Raw genomic sequence first — 19,359 nt, 5'->3', positions numbered from 1 at the left:
ATGCCTGCCTCGTCCTCTCGACAGGACTCAGCCGCAAGTCGCAACTGCCAGCGCGGCAACGGGGGCAAACATGCGGGTGACGGACTATGCGAGCGCGGCAAGCGTCGAAGCGCCCGCGTCAGGGTCCAAGCGCGCTGTCGGACCGGACCTGCTGCGTGCTCTCGCCGTGCTGATGGTCATGCTGTGGCACCTGCCCCGGCCCGCGCGGGTCGGCGTGCTGCCCGACGTCTGGCACTGGGGTTGGCTGGGCGTGGACGTATTTTTCGTGCTGTCGGGCTACCTGATCGGCGGCCAGCTGATGGCGCGGATCGCCAAGGGCCAGGGCGTCGACTTCGCCGACTTCTACCTGCGCCGCGCCTTCAGGATCCTGCCGGCGTTCCTGGTGGTGCTAACCCTGTACCTGCTGGTCCCGACCATGCGCGAGGGCAAGGACATGCTGCCGGCCTGGCGGTTCCTCACCTTCAGCATGAACTGGAACCTGGACGGCAAGGCCGCCGGCACGTTCAGCTCGGCCTGGTCGCTGTGCGTGGAGGAGTACTTCTATCTGCTGGCGCCACTGGTCCTGCTGGCGCTGCGCGGCCGCGCCCGGTGGGTCGGACTGGCCGTGGCCGGCGCGATCCTGGTCGGCGGCATGGCGCTGCGGGCGAAGCTCTATCTCGATGCGCCGGACCTGCCTTGGAACGTCTACATGGCGCGGCTCTACTATCCGACCTGGGTGCGGCTGGACGGCCTGCTGCTGGGCGTGCTGCTGGCGGCCGGACGCACTTTCCGGCCGAAGGCGATGGCCCGATGGCTGCCGGCCTGGGCGGCGCTGCTGGGCGGGCTCGTGATCCTGGCCGGCGCGCTGCTGGTGATCAAGGACCAGGGGCCGGCGCTGGACTTCGCCGGCGCGACCTTCGGCTATCCGCTGTTCTCGCTGGCCGTAGCGCTCTTGCTGTCGGCCTCGCTGGACGCCGAACCGTGGCTGCGGAGAGTCCCCCTGCCCGGCGTCGCGGCCCTGGCGACGCTGTCCTACAGCCTCTACCTTGTGCACAAGCCGGTCTACACCCTCGACAAGGCCTGGCTGGGCTCGGAGGCCCTGGCCGGTTGGCCAGCCTTCGCGCTCTACAGCTGCACGGCGCTGGTCGCGGCGCTTGCCCTGCACCACCTCGTCGAGCGGCCGTTCCTGGCGCTGCGCGACCGGGTCCTGAAGCGCTAGCCCTTCAGGCGCACTTTCACCGTCGTCGACAGGCCCGGCCGCAGACGCGCGACCTGCGCCTGGCCCGGATCGATGCGGATGCGCACCGGTACGCGCTGGACGATCTTGGTGAAATTGCCCGTGCCCGGCTCGAACGGCAGCAGCGAGAACTGCGAGCCCGAGCCCGGCGCGAAGCTGTCGACATGGCCCTTCAGCGTCTTGCCGCCCAAAGCGTCGACCTTGATCGTCGCTTCCTGGCCCGGAAGCATCCGATCGACCTGGGTCTCCTTGAAGTTGGCGACGACATACAGCGCCCGCGTCGGGACGATGGTCATCAGCCGCGTGCCCGGCTGGACATAGTCACCGGGCTCGGCCTGGCGGTCGCCGACCACGCCGTCGATCGGCGAGACGATCACCGTGTGAGTCTGGTCCTGGCGAGCCAGGATCAAAGCAGCCTGGGCGCGGGCCACGGCGGCCTCGGCCTGGGCCAGGTTAGCCGACAGGGTGGCGCGCTTGGCGGCGGTGACGGCGGCCTGGTCCTGGCTCACGGAAAGCTGAGCGCGGCTGCGATCGGCGGCCGACTGGGCCCCGACGGCGGCGGCCCGGAAGCGCTCGACGTCGCGCCGGGCCACCGCCCCGCTGTCGGCCAGGTCCTCGTAGCGCTTGCGGTCGGCCTGGGCGCGGACGTTCTCGGCGTCGGCGGCGGCGATGGCGGTCTGGGCGGCGCGGATGTTTGAGCCGGCCAGGCGCTGCTCGGCGTCCAGCGAGATCAGGGCGGCTCGGGCGCTGGCGGCGGCCGCCTCGGCATTGCCGACATCGGCCTGGGCCGACACGACACGGGCGTCGAACTCTTCCGGATCGATGCGGACCAGCGGCTGGCCGCGCTTGACCGTCTGGTTGTGGGCGACCAGCACCTCGGCAACCAGCCCTCGCACCCGCGGCGCGACGCTGGAGCTGTCGGCCTGCAGATAGGCCGCGTCGGTCGAGACCGAGCTCTTGGGCATGGCGATCAGCGCCGCGCCGCCGGCCGCCACGGCGATCGCGCCGCCCACGGCCAGCACGGTCTTGCGCGAGAACGGCGCCTTCCTGGCCTTGGCGGCGGGGGCCTCGACGAGACCCTCCTTGAACGTGGCGTCGGTCATTGGGCGGCCTCCAGGCCAAGGCGGCGCTTCAGGTGCGTCCGCGAGCGTTCGAGAATGGCGTCGGAGCGATCGGCGTCGGGTTCGGCGCGCGCCAGGGTCAGGGCGCCGACCAGCTCGGCCAGGGCCGAGCTGGCCTCGTCCTCGGCATGGTCGCGGCCCAGGGCGGCCAGGTGCGTGGCGATGATCCCCGTCAGGTGGGCCACGCCCTTGGCGTAGCGTTCGCGCGAGGCTTCCGACAGGCGCGGCGCATCCACCGCCAGGTACGGCAGCGGACAGCCGCCCGAGCGCGAGTCCCGGTGCCGGGCCGACAGGTAGAAATCGATATAGCCGGTCAGGGCCTCGCGCGGCGGCGCGCCCTTGACCTTCTCCAGCATCGCCGTCGGCCCGCCCTCGAACATGTGGGCGATGGCGTCGGCGATGAAGGCCTCCTTCGACGGAAAGTGGGCGTAGAAGCCGCCATGCGTCAGGCCCGCGCGGGCCATGACCCCGGCCACGCCCAGGCGGTGCGGCCCTTCCTCGCGGATGGCCTTGGCGGCTTCGTCCAGCACCTTCTGGCGGGTGCGCGCCTTGTGTTCGCTGTCGTAGCGCATCTTGCGGCCTCGATTACATGACGCATATAATATTATGATCATCATACTTTTCAAGGGGCGCTCCATGGCCGCCGCGAACCTGCCGCCGATCGACCCCGGCGCCCTGCCCACCCGGACCAAGTTCCTGATCTTCGCGGTCATGGCGTTCGGCCAGTTCATGGCCCTGATCGACATCCAGATCGTCGCCGCCTCGCTGAACGACGTACAAGCTGGCCTCTCGGCTGGCCCCGATGAGATCAGCTGGGTGCAGACCGGCTACCTGATGGCCGAGCTGGTGATGATCCCGTTCGCGGCCTTCCTGGCGCAGAGCCTGTCGACGCGCTGGCTGTTCGCCCTGTCGGCTGGCCTCTTCACCCTGTCATCGGCCCTGTGCGGCATGGCCTGGGACATCGACTCGATGATCCTGTTCCGGATCCTGCAGGGCTTCACCGGCGGGGCCATGGTGCCGACCGTTTTCGCCACGGGTTTCGCGATGTTCTCCGGGCCGCAGCGGGCGATGATCCCGGCGATCCTGGGCATGGTCTCGGTGCTGGCCCCGACCCTGGGCCCCACGGTCGGCGGCTGGCTGACCGACGCCATCGGCTGGCGCTCGATCTTCTATATCAACATCGTGCCCGGGGCCCTGGTCACCATCCTGGCCATCAATGTCATCAAGGTGGACCGGCCCAAGCTGTCGATGCTGAAGACCATCGACTACTCGCACCTGGCCGCCATGGCCGTGTTCCTGGGCGGCTTGGAATATGTGCTGGAGGAAGGCCCGCGGAAGCAGTGGTTCGAGGATGCCGGCATCGCCATCGCCGCCTGGGTGACGGTCGTGGCCTTCGCCCTGTTCGTCGAGCGCTCGTTCCGCTCCGGCGGACCGGTCGTGAAGCTGTCGCCGTTCCGCAAGCCGACCTTCGCCTTCGCCTGTCTGTTCAACCTGGTGATCGGCTTCGGGCTCTATTCGTCGACCTATCTGATCCCGGTCTTCCTGGGCCGCGTGCGGGGTTATGACAGCCTGGAGATCGGCACCACGGTCTTCGTCACCGGCATCGCCCAGATCCTGTCGACGGTGATCGCCGCGCGGCTGTCGACCAGGGTCGATCCGCGCATCACCGTCAGCGTTGGCCTGACCCTGTTCGCCGCCGCCCTGTGGCTGACCTCGCACATGACCAGCGAGTGGGGTTTCATGGCCTTGCTGGCGCCGCAGGCCCTGCGCGGCTTCGCCATCATGCTGTGCATCGTGCCCAGCGTGACCCTGGCCCTGGGCGGGTTCGAGATGGCCGAGCTGCGGTACGCCTCCGGCCTGTTCAACCTGATGCGCAATCTGGGCGGCGCGATCGGCATCGCGGTCGTCAACACCTGGCTGGGGGACAATGCCCGCATCCACGTGGCCCGCGTCGGCGAGGCCCTGGGCGAGGCTGGTCGCTCCGGCACAGACGCCCTCGGGAGCCTGGCCGCCCGCATCGCCGAGCGCACGCCCGACGCAGCCCAGGCCGCACTGATCCTGCAAGGCGAGCTGGCCAAGGTGGTCGGCCGCGAGGCCCTGACCCTGGCCTTCAACGACGTCTTCCGGGTGATGGCGGTGCTGTTCCTGGCGGCCCTGGTCATGGCCCCATTCTGCAAGCCCCCGCCCCTGGCCGGCGCCAAGCCGCCGCCCGATGCGCACTGACAAAAAAATCCCCCGGGAAGACGTGCCTCCCGGGGGTGCTTGCAGGTAGTTCTTTGAAGTCCTTCGAGAGGCTTAGTGGCCGCCGGCCACGCCTTCCTCGATCTCGTGGGTCGGGGCCTTCTTGGCCACGATCGCGAACCACAGGACGTAGACGTAGCAGACCAGCGGGGCGATGAAGCCCATCGAGATCGAGCCGGTCAGCTCCTCGATCTTGGCGAAGGCCAGCGGCAGGAAGGCGCCGCCGACGATGGCCATGCACAGCAGGCCCGAGGTCGCCGAGGTCGGGGCCGACGAACGCTGCAGGGTCAGGGTGAAGATCGTCGGGAACATGATCGAGTTGAACAGGCCGACCAGCAGGGCCGCGAAGGCCGGGATCAGGCCGCTGGTCACCGGCGCCGAGGCCAGCAGCAGGTTCACCGTGCCGGCGTGGGCGCTGGGGGTCATGTCCTTGGTCAGGATGACGACCAGGCACAGGGCGATGGCGCCGACGGCCACGGCGGTCAGCAGGGCGTAGTCCTTGATCTTCCGCAGCAGGGCCGAGCCGGCGAAGCGGCCGATCATGGCGAAGACCATGTAGAAGGTGGTCAGCTTGCCGGCTTGCTCGGACGGGATGTCCAGGATGCGCGACTGCTCCAGGAACAGCAGCAGGTGCAGCGAGATCGCGACTTCCGCGCCGACGTACAGGAAGATGCCGATCGCGCCCAGGTTCGCCCACTTCGAGGTCAGGGCCGTGAACGGGTTGACCAGGTGGCCAGTCTTCGGGGCGGCGTCGGTGATCTTCTGGCGGACCAGGAAGATCAGCAGGATGAACAGGGCCAGGCCCACGCCGATGGCCAGATAGACGTTCGAGACGAAGCCCAGAGCCTGCTCGCGCATGGCCTGGGTGATCACGACGTCCTTGGTGAAGATCTCGCCCTTGAGCAGGAAGTTGGCGCCGAACCACAGGCCGCAGGCCGCGCCCAGCGAGTTGAACGCTTGCGACAGGTTCAAGCGGAACGACGACTCTTCGGGCTTGCCCATCGAGGCGATCAGCGGGTTGGCGGCCACCTGCAGCAGGGTCACGCCCGAGGCCATGACGAACAGGCCGACCAGGAAGATGCCGAAGGTATGCAGCTTGGCCGCGGCGATGGCGATGAAGCAGCCGGCGACGATGCCGCCCAGGCCGACCATCACCGACTTGGCGTAGCCCAGCTTGGAGAGGAACGCCGCCGACGGCAGCGACATGATCCCGTAGGCGATGAAGAAGGCAAAGCCCGTCAGGCTGGCCTCGACAGGGGTCAGGGTGAAGACGGTCTTGAAGGTCTTCAGCAGCGGGTCGAGCAGGTTGGTGACCAGCGCCCAGATGAAGAACAGGCAGGTCACATATATGACGGCCAGCTTGACGCCGTTGCCTTTTGTCGTGGTCTTCGCGATCGCGGCGTCGGTCATCGGACGGCGCCCTCGAGGCTGTATTTCACCGCAATCACTCCACCACTCCCTAAGCGACGATGTTGTTGAGTCCGTCTTTTCGCGGACGCGCCATTCACCGGAAGCGTGACAACGTTGTCAACCATAGTCGTGGTTTTTCCACGATTGTTAGCGGTACCATTGGAACCTGTTTGCCCCATCCCCGCTGTCCTCAGCGGGATAGGAGCAAAACATGTCCGTCGTGGTGATCCTGCTGATGACCAGCCTGTTCGTGCTGGCGGCCATGGTCGGCCTGGCCGACGCGCTGGTGCACTTCGTGTGCTGGAGCTTCGGGCGTCTGACCGAAGGCAAGGACGCGGCCGAGGCGCCTCAGGCCCCCGTGCATGGAATCACGGCCTAGTTTTAGGCCGCGACCTTCTCGGCAACCGGCCGCAGGCTCCCCAGGGCTTCACGCACGCCCGAGACGCCGGCCTCGTCGCTGACCTCCCACACATCGTGGATAGCCTCGCCAGCGACGATGTTCTCGGCCGTCAGGACGCCTGTCATCATGGCGTGGTCCTGGTTATTGTACTTGTGCATGCCGTTGCGGCCCACCAGGTGCAGACCCGGGAAGTGCATCTTCAGATCCAGGCGGATCATCTTGATGTGCTCGGCATAAGCGTCGTCATAGACGGGATAGGCCTTGTGCTGGCGCACCACGCAGGCGTCCCTGACATCGGCCGGATCCATCAGGCCGATCTTGCCGATCTCGCGCTTGGCTATGGCGACCAGGTCCTCGTCCGAGGTGACCCACAGGCCATCGCCCTCGAAGCAGAAATACTCCAGGCCAAGGCACGTCGAGGTCTCGTCAGGGATCATCTCCGAGGACCACGCGCGGAAGTTCTGCACCCGCCCGGCCTTCACCGACGGATCGTGGATGTAGATCGAGCTGTCCGACAGCGCCTTCTTGGGCTTGCCGATCAGCGCTACGGTGATGAAGTCGCGATACATCAGCTCGCCAGCGTGGAAGACGCTGATCGGCGTGGGCGACACCGACTGCATCAGCTCGCGGATCGGGGCCGAGGAAACCACGTCGTTGGCGGTCCAGATCTCTTTCTTGCCGTCGGCGCAGGTGACGCTGACGGTCCAGATCTTGGCCAGCTTGTCGTAGTGCAGCCCGTCGACCTTGCGGCCCAGGCGGACTTCGCCGCCCAGGGCGGTGATCTTGTCGGCGCAGGCGTCCCACATCATGCCGGGACCCTTGCGGGGATAGCGGAAGCTTTCGGTCGGGGCCTTGGGCGAACGCTTGAGCCCGTCGAGGATCGCCGCGCCCAGGTGCAGGCCCTTGATGCGCTGGCCAGCCCAGTCGGCCGAGATCTCGTCGCAGCTCATGCCCCACACCTTCTCGGCGTAGGTCTTGAAGAAGATCGAGAACAGCGTCTCGCCGAACTGGTTGCGCACCCACTGGTGGAAGGTGGTCGGCGCGGTGATCGGGTTCAGCTTGGCCCAGCCGAACGAGGCCGTGCACTTGGCCGCAGTCCAGACGCCCAGATTGGCCAGGGCCTCGAAGGCCTTCAGCGGATAGGCGTAGAACTTCTCGCGATAATAGATGCGCGACAGAGCGGGGCGGTCGACCAGGCCATCGGGCAGGATCTCGTTCCAGAGGTCGACGATCTCCTGGCTCTTCGACGCAAAGCGATGGCCGCCGATGTCGACCTTGAAGCCCTTGTAGTCGACCGTGCGGCTGATGCCGCCGACATAGGTCGGATCCATCTCCAGCACGGTCACGCCGCGGCCGGCCTTGGCCAGGGTATAGGCGGTCGTCAGCCCGGCCGGACCACCGCCGATCACCAGGGTTTCCACGTGCTTTGCCATCCGCCCCTCCAGTCCCATTCCAGTCCACGATGGCGCGACATGGTTAAGGCCAGGTCCCCAGGCTTGGTGAATCCGGCTTAATCGTGAATCCGAGACGATAGGTCGCGGCTTAGCTCACCAGCGCTGAGGCCCACTTGGCGAAGGCCAGCCACAGCGGGTTTTGCCAGACGAACAGGATGCCGACGGTCGCGCCCAGGACCACCACCCCGCCCGCCAACGTCGCGCGATGCGGTCGCCGATCGCTAACCACGTCCCAGGCCAGCAGCGCCACCGTGTAGATGTTGGGCAGGAAGAACGCCCCGATCAGGAACGGGATGAACGGCATGCGAGCGAAGGCCGCGCCGATCATGGCGGCCATGCCCAGGATCATCAGCCGCTTGTGGGCGCCAGGCGTGCGCCGCAGGGCCAGGGCGCTCAGGAACAGGCCCGAACAGCCGACCATGGAGATCAGCGGCAGCGCCATCATCATGAACGGATCAAACGGCATGCCCGCCAGCCGCTTGGAGAGGTTCAGGCCGGTCAGGGTCCCGACCACGATCATGGCCAGCACGGTGGGCAGGCCGACCAGGCCCAGCTTCATATGCAGGTCGCGCCGCCCCGCCGCCACGAAGCCGACCTGGACCATGAATAGCACGATCCAGGCGCTGAACAGCGCGGCATGAACATGCACCAGGGCGGAGGGCGGCAGCACCGCCGGCTGCGGCGGCAGGAAGGCGCGGAAGTAGTAGGTGCGGCCAAAGCCGATCAGCACGGCCAGCAGCATGCTGGCGGCCAGGGCGGTGAAGAACACCCGCTCGCCGGAAAGCTTCCGCTCGGAGGCCGTCCTCGGGGAAATGGCGATATCGATGGGCATGTCGTCTGGTCTCCTGGCCGCCTTGGCTGTTGGCGGTCGGGATCGCAGCGAGGTCGCCTGATGGACAGGACGGCGAACCGATGATTGCCTGATGAAACGCCGACCAAGACGCGGTAAGGCGAAGCTCGACGATGTGCTCGGGGAACGCGCGTTGGGAGACGACCAAAAGCCGATCGATCTGGCGCGCGCGCCCGACTTCGTGGTCGGCGACGTTTCGGTGCGCCCTTCCCTGCGCCAGGTCATCGAGGCTGACGGCCACGAGACCATGCTGGAGCCTCGCGTCATGCAGGTGCTGGTCGCCCTGGCCGACGCCAAGGGCGCGATCGTCAGTCGTGACGACCTGACCGTCCGCTGCTGGTCGGGCCGCATCGTCGGCGAGGACGCCATCAACCGGGTGATCTCGCGCCTGCGCCGCCTGGCTGACGAAACCGGCGCCTTCCGCATCGAGACCATCACCAAGGTCGGATATCGGCTGTTGGTCGAGGGCCAGGCCGAAACGGCCGCAAAGGCCCGTGCCCGCCCCGACCGTCGCCTGCTGCTCGCCGGCGGCGCGGCCAGCGTCGTCGCGATCGGCGCCGGCGCGCTGCTGGGCCGCCGCTGGCTCAAGCCCGCCAAGCCCGACGTCATGCCGCTGATCGTCCAGGCCACCACCGCCCTGGAACAGGGCACGGCCGAGAGCAACGACCAGGCCATCGGCCTGCTCAAGCGCGCCGTTGAGCTCAGTCCCGAGGACGAGATCGCCTGGGGCGTGCTAGCCTTTGTCTACGCCGCCGCTGTTCAGCGCCGTTCGCCCCAGATGCAGGCCGACCTGACCGCCCGGGCCCGCGAAGCCGCGCGAAGGGCCGAAGCGCTCCATCCCGGCGATCCGAACGCGCGGGCGGCGCTCATCCTGCTGGAGCCAGGCCTGCGCCGCTGGGCCTGGGCCGAGCAATCCTTACGCGATCTGATCAAGGACCATCCCGAAAACCTCCCCGCCCGCATGATGTTGGCCGAGGTGCTGGGCGCGGTCGGACGCTGGCGCGAGAGCGCTGCGATCCACGACAAGGTCGACAACGCCAACAACCCCACGCCCGGCCGCGTGCAGCGCCAGGTCCAGGCCCTGTGGTCGGCGGGACGGTTGCAGGAGGCCGACCGGGCGATCGAGCGGGCCGTGTCGATGTACCCCACCCACTTCGCGGTGTGGTTCACCCACTTCCACCTCCTGCTCTACACCGGCCGCGCCCGCGAGGCCCTGGCCAAGGTCGACAATCTGGAAGGTCGTCCCGAGACCGTCGAGGAGAGCAACTTCCAGCTCATCCGCCAGGTCGCCAAGGGTATGGTCAGCGGCGCCCCGGCTGACATTGATGAGGCCGTCGAGCGCATCCGAGCTTCGGCCCGCGCCGGCGCGGGTCATGCCGAGAACGCCGTCCAGTTCGCTTCCGCGCTGGGGCGGACCGAGACGGCCTTCGAGATCGCCCAGGCCTACTTCTTTGGGCAAGGCTTCGTGGTGCCCGACATCCGGTTCGAGATGCGCCAGAAAACCTTCACGCCGCTGGCCGATCGCCGGACCAACTTCCTGTTCTTCCCGTCCACGGCGGGGATGCGCGACGATGCCCGCTTCGCCCAGTTGACCGAGGCGCTGGGCCTGGCCGCCTACTGGCGCGAGACCAGGACCCGGCCCGACTACCAAGTCGCCTAGACGACAGTTCTGCATCCTTCTGCCGACGAGACGCGTTGAGAGCCCCGAGGGACCTTAACCGGCGAGGATCACATGCCCCGTCTCATCATTATCAGCCTGGCCGTCGGCGCCATGGCCCTGCCCGCCATGATGGCGCCCACCGACGCGAACGCCGCGTCCTGCCGCAGCCGCAAGGCCACCGGCACCGTCATCGGCGGCCTGGGCGGCGCCCTGGTCGGCAACGCGATCTCCAAGGGCGGCGGCGGTCTGCTGATCGGCGGCGTCGGCGGCGCACTGGTCGGCCGCGAGATCGGCAAGAGCGGCTGCCATCGCACCCGCACGGCCTATTACAGCTCCAGCCCGCGCGGCGCGTCGTACCAGCCGGCTCAACCCGCGCCCGTCCGTCAGGTCTACTACGACCACATGGGCAATCCGGTCGCCAGCGGCACGGTCCAGAACGGGACCTTCCAGCAGGTGTCGAACACCACGCCGTCCGGCGGTTCGTGCCGCGACGCGACGATCTCCTACTATGACGACCGCGGCCGCCTCAGCTCGCGCGCCGTCCAGATCTGCCCCCGCTAAGAACCAACGGAAATCCAGACGATGATCCGCAAGCCCGTGATGGCCGCCCTGGCCCTCGCCACCCTCGGCCTCGCCGCGTGCGAGAACGGCCACGACACGATGGCCAACCCCAAGATCTGCGCCGACTTCAAGACCGCGCCGGGCGCCACAGCCGCGGCCGATCCGTCGATGCCGGTCGAGGAGTGCACGCGCCGCTGGGCCTACAGCCTGGCCGGTTCGCGCGATAGCGCCGAGGTCGTGGCCGACGCCGTGGTCGCCGCCTGCGCCGCGCAGCTCAGCAAGTGGAACCAGGCCTCGCTGGGCCAGTCCGCCGCCGGCAGCGGTGAGCAAGCGCTGAGCCTGACCACCGGCCAGCCCACCAACCCGCTGGCCGAGCACAGCGCCTTCGCCCAGGGCCGCGCCCTGCTGTACGTGGTCCAAGCCCGCGCCGGCCGCTGCAAGGCCCCGCCGATCGAGAACGGCGCGCCGACAGGGCTCTAGACCGGTCTAGTCCTCAAGGTCTCCCTGTGGCAGATGTGGCGGCGGACACCGCTCCACATCGGGCATGCGCACCGCCGCCCCTGCCCCGTCCCTCAGGGAGACCGCGAGCGATGACCTCATCGACCTCGAACATCACGTTCGGCCGCCTGGCCGCGTCAGCCTTCACGCGTGACATCCAGGCCGCGTATGCCTTCTACCGAGACGTCCTGGGCTTCTCGAAGACATTCGAAAACGGCTCGCCGGTCGGCTTCATGATCCTGGAGAAGGACGGCGCCGAGCTGCATCTGAGCTTGGTCAAGGACCACAGGCCCTCGACGGCCAACATCGCCCATCTGATCGTCGACGACGTCGACGCGCTGCACGGCCACCTGGTCGCGGCCGGCGTGCGGATCATCAAGTCGCTAACCGACAAGGACTATGGCCTGCGGGCCTTCGTCTTCGCCGACCTGGACGGCAACCGCATTGATGTCGGCCAGCCGATCTAGCCGGCCACGCGCCGCTAGGCTTTTGCGGCGCGCTCCCACTCCAGGAACTCGGGGGTCTGCAGCAAGCGATCGGCATAGGCCTGGGCCGCGCCGGCGTCGCCGTAGTCCGCCAGCTGGATCTGGTAGGTGCGGAAGCGCGTCGCCACCGGCGTCCAGAAGGCGTCGGCGATCGACCACTCGCCCAGCAGGAACGGCCCGCCCGAACGCGTCAGCAGCTGGTTCCAGCGCTCGACGATCTTGCGCACGTCCTTCTGGGTGGCTTCGGAGATGTCCAGCTTGTGCGGCGCGACGTCCAGCGCCATCGCGCACTCACCGCGCAGGGCCTGGAAACCCGAGTGCATCTCGGCCGCCGTCGAGCGGGCCAGGGCGCGCAAGGCAGGATCGGCCGGCCACAGTTTCGCTTCCGGGAACTTCTCGGCCAGGTACTCGCAGATCGCCAGCGAGTCCCAGATCACCAGGTCGCCGTCTTTCAGGGCCGGGGCCAGCTTGCTGGGCGAGATCTTGCCGATCTCGGCGGTCGTCACCTCGCCCTGGCGCAGCGTGACCTCGATCTCGCTGAACGCCGCGCCGGTGCGCTTGAGCGCCAGCCACGGGCGCAGCGACCAGCTGGACCAGGCCTTGGTGCCGATGACGAGTTCCATGGCGCGCGCTCCCCTACTGCAAATGCCGGATGGCGTTCCGCCTTACCTTGCGTCTAAGGTCGCCTCAACGATTAGAACAAATGTTTGAGGGAGAGAGAGTCCATGGCGGAACCCGCCACGCCGTCGCCCGTGATCGCGCCCGTATCTGCGGGCTACCGACGATACGCCCTCTGGGTGCTGTTGATCATTTACACCCTGAACTTCTTGGACCGGCAGGTGGTCAATATCCTGGCCGAGCCGATCAAGCGCGACCTTGGCCTGGCAGACTGGCAGCTGGGCATGATGACGGGCCTGGCCTTCGCCATTTTCTACACCGTGCTGGGCATCCCGATCGCCCGCCTCGCCGAGACCCGCAACCGCCCCTACATCATCGGCGCCTCGGTGGCCGCCTGGAGCGCCTTCACGGTGCTGTGCGGCTTCACCCAGAACTTCTGGCAGCTGATCCTGGCCCGCATCGGCGTGGGCGTCGGCGAGGCCGGCTGCACGCCGCCCGCTCACTCGCTGATCACCGACTATGTGCCCAAGGAGAAGCGGGCCAGCGCCATCGCCTTCTATTCGATCGGCACGCCGCTGGGCACGCTGGCCGGCATGGCCATGGGCGGGCTGATCGCCGACGCCTATGGCTGGCGGGTGGCCTTCATGGTTGCCGGCGCGCCGGGCGTGCTGTTCGCCCTGATCGCCGCTTTTACTCTGGTGGAGCCGCGCAAGAAGCTGGCCGCCGAGATGGCCGCCCGCGCCAGCTCGCAGATCAGCTTCGCCGCCGCTCTCGCGGTGCTGGCCACCAAGAAGACCTTCTGGCTGGTGGCCCTGGCCGCCTCGATCAAGGCCTTCATCGGCTATGGCCACGCGCCGTTCACGGCCTCGTTCTTCTTCCGCAACCATGGCGCGGAACTGACCGAGCTAGCCGCGAGCGTCGGCCTGAAACCGGCCGGGTTTCTGGGCCTGGCGCTGGGCCTGATCGGCGGCACGGCCGGCGTCATCGGGGCCTGGCTGGGCGGCGTCTTCGCCGACCGCCTGGGGGCCAAGGACCTGCGGGCCTACGTCACCGTGCCGGCGGTGGCCTCACTGATCACCATCCCGATCTACATCACCGCCGTCAGCCTGGACGCGCCGATGACCGCCATCGGCCTGCTGGCCATCAACGCCCTGCTGGGAACGCTGTGGTACGGCCCGGTCTACGCCACCGCCCAGAGCATCGTTGACCCCGCTCTGCGCGCCACAGCCTCGGCCGTACTGCTGCTGATCATCAACCTGATCGGCCTGGGCCTCGGCCCCGTCGCGGTGGGCCTGCTCAGCGACGTGCTGGCCGGCCACATGGGCTTGGGCGAGGCGCAGGGCGTGCGCTGGGCGCTGATCGTTTCAGCAACGCTGGGCCTGGCCGCATTCGGCCTGTTCTGGGCGGCGAGGAACAGCATCCGGGAAGAGATGGTCGCCTAGCGAGTATCCCTCTCCCCTTGCGGGAGAGGGTGGCCGCCGCAGGCGGTCGGGTGAGGGGTCGCGCGGGCCTTTTCGACAGGGCTTTCAACCCCTCATCTGTCGGCTTCGCCGACACCTTCTCCCGCAAGGGGAGAAGGGTGAATTTCCCCTCTGGCGCTTTGCCTTCCGCTCCGTCACAGTCCCCCTCAAAGATTAGAACAAATGTTTGAAGGGAGAGAGTCAGTATGGCCGACGCGCGTGCGTCCGGCGGCGATCGGCCGCTTTATTCCAATGGCTACAAAGCCGCTGTGCTGGGGCTTCTCCTAGCCACCTACACCTTCAACTTCATCGACCGGACGATCATCGCCACTATCGGTCAGGCCATCAAGGTCGACCTGAAGCTGACCGACACCCAGCTGGGCCTGCTGGGCGGCCTCTACTTCGCCCTGCTCTACACGATCCTGGGCATTCCGATCGCCCGCCTGGCCGAGCGCTGGAACCGGGTGACGATCATCTCGGTGTCGCTGGTCATCTGGTCGGGCTTCACAGCCCTGTGCGGCGCGGCCGCCAACTTCGCCCAGCTGGCCCTGTTCCGCTTCGGCGTTGGGGTCGGCGAGGCCGGCTGCTCGCCGCCCAGCCACTCGCTGATCAGCGACTACTACGAACCCAAGAAGCGCGCCTCGGCCCTGTCGATCTATTCGTTCGGCATCCCGCTGGGCACCATGTTCGGCGCGGTGGCCGGCGGCTGGCTGGCCCAGGAGTTCAGCTGGCGGGTGGCCTTCGTTATCGTCGGCCTGCCCGGCGTGATCCTGGCCCTGATCGTCAAGCTGGTGATCAAGGAGCCCCCGCGCGGCCATTCCGAGATCGTCGAGCGCCCGCTGGAAGCCGAAAACCTGGTCGTCGAGCCGGCGCCCAAGCCCGCCTTCTCCCTGGCCAACGAGTTCTCCGAGATGTGGGCCGTGGCCAAGGTGCTGTTCGGCAAGTGGCCCGTGCTGCACATGGTGCTGGGCGTGACCATCGCCTCGTTCGGCTCGTACGGCTCGGGCGCGTTCGTGCCGCCCTATTTCGTGCGCACCTACGGCCTGGGCCTGGCGCAGGTGGGCCTGATCGTCGGCCTGATCGGAGGCTTCTCGGCGGGCCTGGGCACCCTGGTCGGCGGCTTCCTGACCGACTGGGCCGGCAAGAAGAGCGTCAAGTGGTACGCCCTGACCCCGGCCATCGGCCTGATCGTCTGCACGCCGATCTACATCGCCGCCTATCTGCAGACGAGCTGGCAGGCCACGGCCCTGATCCTGCTGGTCCCGGGCATCTTCCACTACACCTACCTGGCCCCGACCTTCGCCGTCGTGCAGAACTCGGTAGAGCCGCGCCGCCGGGCCACCGCCACGGCCCTGCTGTTCTTCTTCCTGAACCTGATCGCCCTGGGCGGCGGGCCGGTGTTCACCGGCTGGCTGATCGACCACATGGCGCAGTTCAACTTCAACAACCCCGGCACGACCGGCATGCTGCACGCCTTGGCCGGTTCGTTCGGTGACACGGGCGCCCAGAGCTTCGCGGCCTCCTGCCCCGGCGGCCTCGCGCCCAAGGGCTCCGCGCCCGAACTGGCCAAGGCCTGCGCCGGCGCCATGGCCCGGTCGACCCAGCAGGGCATCATCGTCTCGCTATGCTTCTACGCCTGGGCCGGCGTGCACTACGGCCTGGCCAGCATCGGGCTGGTCAAGCACATGAAGGAGCGCGCGGCGGCTTAAGTAATAAGCCTCTTCCCTTGACTCCGAGGGCGGGCGGGCCGAAACGCCCGCCCATGATCAGCCGCTACGCCCGCCCCGAAGCCGCCGCCATCTGGTCCAGCCAGACCAAGTACAAGATCTGGTTCGAGATCGAGGCCCACGCCGCCGACGCCATGGCCGAGATCGGGACCATCCCGAAGCTTGCCGCCGAGGCGATCTGGGAAAAGGGCCGCGACGCGGTCTGGGACAGCGATCGCATCGATGAGATCGAACGCGTCACCAAGCACGACGTCATCGCCTTTCTGACCCACGTGTCGGAGATCGTCGGTCCGGAAGCCCGCTTCCTGCACCAGGGCATGACCAGCTCGGACGTGCTGGACACCTGCTTCGCCGTGCAGCTGTCGCGCGCCACCGACCTCCTGCTGGAAGACGTCGACCTGGTCCTGGCCGCCCTGAAGCGCCGGGCCATGGAACACAAGATGACGGTCTGCGTCGGTCGCAGCCACGGCATCCATGCTGAACCGATCACCTTCGGCCTGAAGCTGGCCGGCTACTACGCCGAGTTCCAGCGCGCCAAGGAGCGCCTGGCCATGGCCAAGTTCGAGATCGCCACCTGCGCGATTTCGGGCGCCGTCGGCACCTTCGCCAATGTCGACCCACGCGTCGAACAGCACGTGGCCGACAAGATGGGCTTGGCCGTCGAGCCGGTCTCGACCCAGGTGATCCCGCGCGATCGTCACGCGGCCTATTTCGCGGCCCTGGGCGTCGTGGCCTCATCAGTCGAGCGCCTGGCCACCGAGATCCGCCACCTGCAGCGCACCGAGGTTCTGGAAGCCGAAGAGCCGTTTGATCCGGGCCAGAAGGGCTCGTCGGCCATGCCGCACAAGCGCAACCCGATCCTGACCGAGAACCTCACCGGCCTGGCCCGTCTGGTCCGCTCGGCCGTGGTGCCAGCGATGGAGAACGTCGCCCTCTGGCACGAGCGCGACATCAGCCACTCGTCGGTAGAGCGCGGCATCGGCCCCGACGCCACCATCCACCTCGACTTCGCCCTGCGCCGCCTGGCCGGCGTTATCGAGCGCTTCAACATCTATCCCGACAACATGGCCAAGAACCTGGACAAGCTGGGTGGCCTGGTCTTCTCGCAGCGGGTCATGCTGGCCCTGACGCAAGAGGGCGTGTCGCGCGAGGACGCCTACGCCGCCGTCCAGGGCAACGCCATGAAGGTCTGGCGCGGCGAAGGCCGATTCATCGACTTCCTGAAGGCCGATCCGGTGGTGTCCAAGGCGCTGTCGGACAGCGTGCTCGAAGAGCTGTTCGACTATGGCTACCACACCAAGAACGTCGACGTGATCTTCAAGCGCGTCTTCGGCGAGCAAGCCTAGCGTCTTGCGCAAGGCAGGCTTCCCGGCGGTCGTTGACGCGAATACCCGCGTCCTGATCCTGGGCAGCCTGCCGGGCGAGGCCTCGCTGGCGGTCTCGCAGTACTACGGCAATCCCAGGAACGCCTTCTGGCGACTGATGGAGGGCGTGCTCGATACGCCCCTGATCCCGCTGGCCTACGAGGCGCGGCTGACGGCGTTGCTGGCCCACGGCGTCGGCCTATGGGACGTCATCGCCGAAGCCGAGCGGCCGGGCAGCCTGGACGCGGCGATCAAGGACCCGGCCGCCAATGACCTGCTGGCGCTGATCGACGCCCTCCCCAACCTGCAAGCCGTCGCCTTCAACGGCGGCACGGCGGCCAAGCTGGGCGGCCGGCTGATCGGCGAGCGCATCAAGACAATCGCCCTGCCCTCCTCGTCACCGGCCCATGCGGCGATGACATTCGCGGAGAAGGCCGAAGCGTGGAGCGCGCTCAAGACCCCTCTCTCTTAGAGAGAGGGATTTTAGGGCGCCCGGCTCTTCCAGTTGATCACGTGATAGACCGCGTCCGTGGTTCCCACGTTCTTCAGGGCATGCGGGCTGTTCGACGCATTGAACACCACCCCGCCCGGGCCGACCTTCTTCCAGACGCCGCCCGACAGCACCTCGACCTCGCCTTCGCGGATGATCACCAGCTCCTCGTTGGGATGGGTGTGCGGCGCGTGGGAGCTGAGGCCCGGCTTCAGGGTCGTGACGTGCATCTCCAGCTCATCCAGCGTCGCGGTCGGGCCGCGCGTGATCTGGGCGTAGGCGCCGACGTCGGTGGGATGGGACTTGATCTCGTCCCAGCGCCAGACCGACGGGCCCAGCAGCGCGGGCTTGGGCGCCTGCGCCACGGCGACGCCGGCCAGGGTCAGCACCACCGCGCCAACGGCGATGGCGAGGTCTCGTTTGGTGATCATGAGCATCGTCCTAGAAGGTGTACGGCTTGCGCTGCGGGCGGCTGAGCAGGGCGTTGGCGGCGTCGTCGCCGATGAAGCGCTCGGCCTTGGGGTCCCACTTCAAGTGGCGGCCGGTCTTCATCGCCGCGTGGTGCAGCAGGCAGGTCGAGCACGAGCGGTGACCGACCTCGGCGGTGGCCGATGGCGGTTGACGGCTCTTGATCGAGGTCAGCCAGTCGCCGTGCTGCTCCTCGGACTTGCGCAGGTGGATCTCATTGGGGCCGATCACGCTGTCCAGGATCTTTGGATTGCTGGCGGCCAGAGCCGGCATCGGCTTCTGGCCGAAGCTGGGGTCACTGGAGGTCACGGCCGCGTCGCGGGCCACGAAGATCCAGCCCTCGGTCCCGATGAACTTCACCCCGTTGGGGAAGTCGCCCGAGATGTCCATGGTCACGCCGTTGGCGTAGCGGGCGTGGGTCAGGAACTTGCCATGCACGTTCCACAGGCCGCTGGTCGGGAACTCGGCCGAGCCCCAGACCTCAACCGGGCCGGAGTGCTCCATGTCCATGCCCCAGTGGGCGGTGTCGACATGGTGCGCGCCCCAGCCGGTGATCATGCCCGCGCCGAACTGCTCGCAGCGCAGCCAGCCGGGCCGGCCGAAGTCGGCCTGCGGATGGACACGCATCTCGGTATAGTAGGCCTCGGGCGTCGAACCCAGCCAGGCGTCGTAGTTGAGGTTGGCCGGGATCGGCTGCTGCGGCGCCTCGGGGCCAGCGGGGTCGCCCGGCAGGCCGACCTCGACATGCTTGAGCTGGCCGATGCGGCCGTTGCGGACCAGTTCGCAGGCGCGGCGGAACTGCGGCCAGGGCTTGTCCGACCGCTGTTGCGAGCCGATCTGCAGGATGCGGCCGCTGGCGGCGACGGCGTCGGCCATGGTCCGCCCCTCGGCGATGGTCAGCGAGGCCGGCTTCTGCAGATAGACGTCCTTGCCGGCCTTGACCGCGTGCACGGCCAGGATGGCGTGCTGGTGGTCGGGCGTGGCGATGATGACGGCGTCCAGGTCCTTGGCCGCCAGCACCTCGTGATAGTCGGCATAACCCCGCGCGCTGTCCCAGGCGCGGCCGTACTTCTTGCTGTAGGTCTCATTGACCAGCTGCTTGCCCAGCTCGACGCGCTTGGAGTCGAGATCGCAGACCGCCAGGATCTGGGCGTGGTCGTACTTGAAGGTCTCGGCCATGTCGTGGCCGCGGGCGATGCGGCCCACGCCGATGACGCCGATATTGATGCGGTTGGACGGCGCGTTCTGGCCGAAGACCGTGGCGGGCACGATGGTCGGGAAGGCGATGCCGGCGGCCAGAACACCGCGACGCGTGAGGTTGCTCATCGTCATCTCC

General features: G+C 67.8%; 19 protein-coding genes. 11 read left to right on the top strand and 8 right to left on the bottom strand.

The genetic code is table 11. The annotated features are described in order from the left end of the window. Nucleotides 1-70: 70 nt before the first annotated feature. Nucleotides 71-1,198, top strand: coding sequence for an acyltransferase (locus J7528_RS18525; RefSeq protein ID WP_291877393.1), 1,128 nt, complete (start codon nucleotides 71-73; stop codon nucleotides 1,196-1,198). On the opposite strand, the gene J7528_RS18520 is transcribed toward J7528_RS18525, so the two are convergent. Both J7528_RS18520 and J7528_RS18515 read right to left on the bottom strand, forming a co-directional pair. Continuing rightward, complete coding sequence (locus tag J7528_RS18520; protein WP_291877390.1) at nucleotides 1,195-2,319, bottom strand: HlyD family secretion protein; 1,125 nt, start codon at nucleotides 2,317-2,319, stop codon at nucleotides 1,195-1,197. The two genes, J7528_RS18525 and J7528_RS18520, sit on opposite strands and share 4 nt — an antisense overlap. Next, a complete protein-coding gene (locus tag J7528_RS18515) occupies nucleotides 2,316-2,909 on the bottom strand; it encodes a TetR/AcrR family transcriptional regulator (protein ID WP_291877386.1) in 594 nt (197 codons plus the stop codon). The genes J7528_RS18520 and J7528_RS18515 overlap by 4 nt, the downstream gene beginning before the upstream one ends. 64 nt (nucleotides 2,910-2,973) lie before the next feature. On the opposite strand from J7528_RS18515, the gene J7528_RS18510 reads away from it, so the two are divergent. Further along, the gene (locus J7528_RS18510) at nucleotides 2,974-4,560 is read left to right on the top strand and encodes a DHA2 family efflux MFS transporter permease subunit (protein ID WP_291877383.1); all 1,587 of its coding nucleotides are present in this window, start codon (nucleotides 2,974-2,976) and stop codon (nucleotides 4,558-4,560) included. A gap of 72 nt (nucleotides 4,561-4,632) precedes the next feature. On the opposite strand, the gene J7528_RS18505 is transcribed toward J7528_RS18510, so the two are convergent. Continuing rightward, entirely contained in the window at nucleotides 4,633-5,988 is a 1,356-nt protein-coding gene (locus J7528_RS18505; protein WP_291877380.1) for a sugar MFS transporter, read from the bottom strand. A 211-nt stretch (nucleotides 5,989-6,199) separates the two neighbouring features. Here J7528_RS18505 and J7528_RS18500 point away from each other — a divergent pair, with 211 nt between their 5' ends. After that, nucleotides 6,200-6,367, top strand: a complete 168-nt coding sequence (locus J7528_RS18500) for a hypothetical protein (RefSeq protein ID WP_291877377.1) — start codon at nucleotides 6,200-6,202, stop codon at nucleotides 6,365-6,367. A gap of 2 nt (nucleotides 6,368-6,369) precedes the next feature. Here J7528_RS18500 and J7528_RS18495 read toward each other — a convergent pair whose 3' ends face one another. Together J7528_RS18495 and J7528_RS18490 are read right to left on the bottom strand one after the other, a co-directional pair. After that, a complete protein-coding gene (locus tag J7528_RS18495; protein WP_291877374.1) occupies nucleotides 6,370-7,821 on the bottom strand; it encodes an NAD(P)/FAD-dependent oxidoreductase in 1,452 nt (483 codons plus the stop codon). A gap of 109 nt (nucleotides 7,822-7,930) precedes the next feature. Further along, a complete protein-coding gene (locus tag J7528_RS18490) occupies nucleotides 7,931-8,674 on the bottom strand; it encodes a hypothetical protein (RefSeq protein WP_291877371.1) in 744 nt (247 codons plus the stop codon). Nucleotides 8,675-8,825: 151 nt separating this feature from the next. Between J7528_RS18490 and J7528_RS18485 the strand changes: the two genes are divergently transcribed. From J7528_RS18485 to J7528_RS18470, 4 genes are all read left to right on the top strand, one after another. After that, nucleotides 8,826-10,352, top strand: a complete 1,527-nt coding sequence (locus tag J7528_RS18485) for a winged helix-turn-helix domain-containing protein (RefSeq protein ID WP_291877367.1) — start codon at nucleotides 8,826-8,828, stop codon at nucleotides 10,350-10,352. 72 nt (nucleotides 10,353-10,424) lie between these two features. After that, on the top strand, nucleotides 10,425-10,913 hold the full coding sequence (locus J7528_RS18480; protein WP_291877364.1) for a hypothetical protein: 489 nt from the start codon (nucleotides 10,425-10,427) through the stop codon (nucleotides 10,911-10,913). A 21-nt stretch (nucleotides 10,914-10,934) separates the two neighbouring features. Beyond that, nucleotides 10,935-11,393: a hypothetical protein gene (locus J7528_RS18475; protein WP_291877362.1), complete on the top strand. Its 459-nt coding sequence runs from the start codon at nucleotides 10,935-10,937 to the stop codon at nucleotides 11,391-11,393. A gap of 110 nt (nucleotides 11,394-11,503) precedes the next feature. Further along, nucleotides 11,504-11,878, top strand: coding sequence for a VOC family protein (locus J7528_RS18470; RefSeq protein ID WP_291877359.1), 375 nt, complete (start codon nucleotides 11,504-11,506; stop codon nucleotides 11,876-11,878). 14 nt (nucleotides 11,879-11,892) lie between these two features. Here the strand turns inward: J7528_RS18470 and J7528_RS18465 are convergent, their stop codons facing one another. Further along, nucleotides 11,893-12,519 carry a glutathione S-transferase family protein gene (locus J7528_RS18465; protein WP_291877357.1) on the bottom strand — a complete coding sequence of 209 codons (627 nt, stop codon included), beginning with the start codon at nucleotides 12,517-12,519 and terminating at the stop codon, nucleotides 11,893-11,895. Nucleotides 12,520-12,621: 102 nt separating this feature from the next. Between J7528_RS18465 and J7528_RS18460 the strand changes: the two genes are divergently transcribed. From J7528_RS18460 to J7528_RS18445, 4 genes are all read left to right on the top strand, one after another. Then, entirely contained in the window at nucleotides 12,622-13,956 is a 1,335-nt protein-coding gene (locus tag J7528_RS18460; protein WP_291877355.1) for an MFS transporter, read from the top strand. Between the two features lie 224 nt (nucleotides 13,957-14,180). After that, nucleotides 14,181-15,683: an MFS transporter gene (locus tag J7528_RS18455; protein ID WP_291877353.1), complete on the top strand. Its 1,503-nt coding sequence runs from the start codon at nucleotides 14,181-14,183 to the stop codon at nucleotides 15,681-15,683. Between the two features lie 53 nt (nucleotides 15,684-15,736). Continuing rightward, nucleotides 15,737-17,047 (top strand): adenylosuccinate lyase, encoded by a 1,311-nt coding sequence (purB, locus tag J7528_RS18450; RefSeq protein ID WP_291877351.1) that lies wholly within the window; start codon nucleotides 15,737-15,739, stop codon nucleotides 17,045-17,047. Nucleotides 17,048-17,051: 4 nt separating this feature from the next. Continuing rightward, nucleotides 17,052-17,537 carry a DNA-deoxyinosine glycosylase gene (locus J7528_RS18445; RefSeq protein ID WP_291877348.1) on the top strand — a complete coding sequence of 162 codons (486 nt, stop codon included), beginning with the start codon at nucleotides 17,052-17,054 and terminating at the stop codon, nucleotides 17,535-17,537. A gap of 11 nt (nucleotides 17,538-17,548) precedes the next feature. Here the strand turns inward: J7528_RS18445 and J7528_RS18440 are convergent, their stop codons facing one another. Then, entirely contained in the window at nucleotides 17,549-17,986 is a 438-nt protein-coding gene (locus tag J7528_RS18440) for a cupin domain-containing protein (RefSeq protein ID WP_291877347.1), read from the bottom strand. 10 nt (nucleotides 17,987-17,996) lie between these two features. Beyond that, nucleotides 17,997-19,349 (bottom strand): Gfo/Idh/MocA family oxidoreductase, encoded by a 1,353-nt coding sequence (locus tag J7528_RS18435; protein ID WP_291877345.1) that lies wholly within the window; start codon nucleotides 19,347-19,349, stop codon nucleotides 17,997-17,999. Nucleotides 19,350-19,359 lie beyond the last annotated feature (10 nt).

This window comes from Caulobacter sp. (assembly GCF_017744445.1).
Lineage (GTDB): Bacteria > Pseudomonadota > Alphaproteobacteria > Caulobacterales > Caulobacteraceae > Caulobacter.
The sequence above is the reverse complement of the archived record's forward strand: the minus strand, read 5'-3'. Positions and strand labels throughout refer to the sequence as shown.

Bases quoted from the DNA above. Each gene is read 5' to 3' on its own strand.
- J7528_RS18460 (WP_291877355.1), top strand. From the start codon at position 12,622: ATGGCGGAACCCGCCACGCCGTCGCCCGTGATCGCGCCCGTATCTGCG.
- J7528_RS18490 (WP_291877371.1), bottom strand. From the start codon at position 8,674: ATGCCCATCGATATCGCCATTTCCCCGAGGACGGCCTCCGAGCGGAAG.
- J7528_RS18505 (WP_291877380.1), bottom strand. From the start codon at position 5,988: ATGACCGACGCCGCGATCGCGAAGACCACGACAAAAGGCAACGGCGTC.
- J7528_RS18480 (WP_291877364.1), top strand. From the start codon at position 10,425: ATGCCCCGTCTCATCATTATCAGCCTGGCCGTCGGCGCCATGGCCCTG.
- J7528_RS18520 (WP_291877390.1), bottom strand. From the start codon at position 2,319: ATGACCGACGCCACGTTCAAGGAGGGTCTCGTCGAGGCCCCCGCCGCC.
- J7528_RS18455 (WP_291877353.1), top strand. From the start codon at position 14,181: ATGGCCGACGCGCGTGCGTCCGGCGGCGATCGGCCGCTTTATTCCAAT.
- J7528_RS18495 (WP_291877374.1), bottom strand. From the start codon at position 7,821: ATGGCAAAGCACGTGGAAACCCTGGTGATCGGCGGTGGTCCGGCCGGG.
- J7528_RS18525 (WP_291877393.1), top strand. From the start codon at position 71: ATGCGGGTGACGGACTATGCGAGCGCGGCAAGCGTCGAAGCGCCCGCG.
- J7528_RS18440 (WP_291877347.1), bottom strand. From the start codon at position 17,986: ATGATCACCAAACGAGACCTCGCCATCGCCGTTGGCGCGGTGGTGCTG.
- J7528_RS18435 (WP_291877345.1), bottom strand. From the start codon at position 19,349: ATGAGCAACCTCACGCGTCGCGGTGTTCTGGCCGCCGGCATCGCCTTC.
- J7528_RS18510 (WP_291877383.1), top strand. From the start codon at position 2,974: ATGGCCGCCGCGAACCTGCCGCCGATCGACCCCGGCGCCCTGCCCACC.
- J7528_RS18475 (WP_291877362.1), top strand. From the start codon at position 10,935: ATGATCCGCAAGCCCGTGATGGCCGCCCTGGCCCTCGCCACCCTCGGC.
- purB (WP_291877351.1), top strand. From the start codon at position 15,737: ATGATCAGCCGCTACGCCCGCCCCGAAGCCGCCGCCATCTGGTCCAGC.
- J7528_RS18470 (WP_291877359.1), top strand. From the start codon at position 11,504: ATGACCTCATCGACCTCGAACATCACGTTCGGCCGCCTGGCCGCGTCA.
- J7528_RS18500 (WP_291877377.1), top strand. From the start codon at position 6,200: ATGTCCGTCGTGGTGATCCTGCTGATGACCAGCCTGTTCGTGCTGGCG.
- J7528_RS18515 (WP_291877386.1), bottom strand. From the start codon at position 2,909: ATGCGCTACGACAGCGAACACAAGGCGCGCACCCGCCAGAAGGTGCTG.
- J7528_RS18465 (WP_291877357.1), bottom strand. From the start codon at position 12,519: ATGGAACTCGTCATCGGCACCAAGGCCTGGTCCAGCTGGTCGCTGCGC.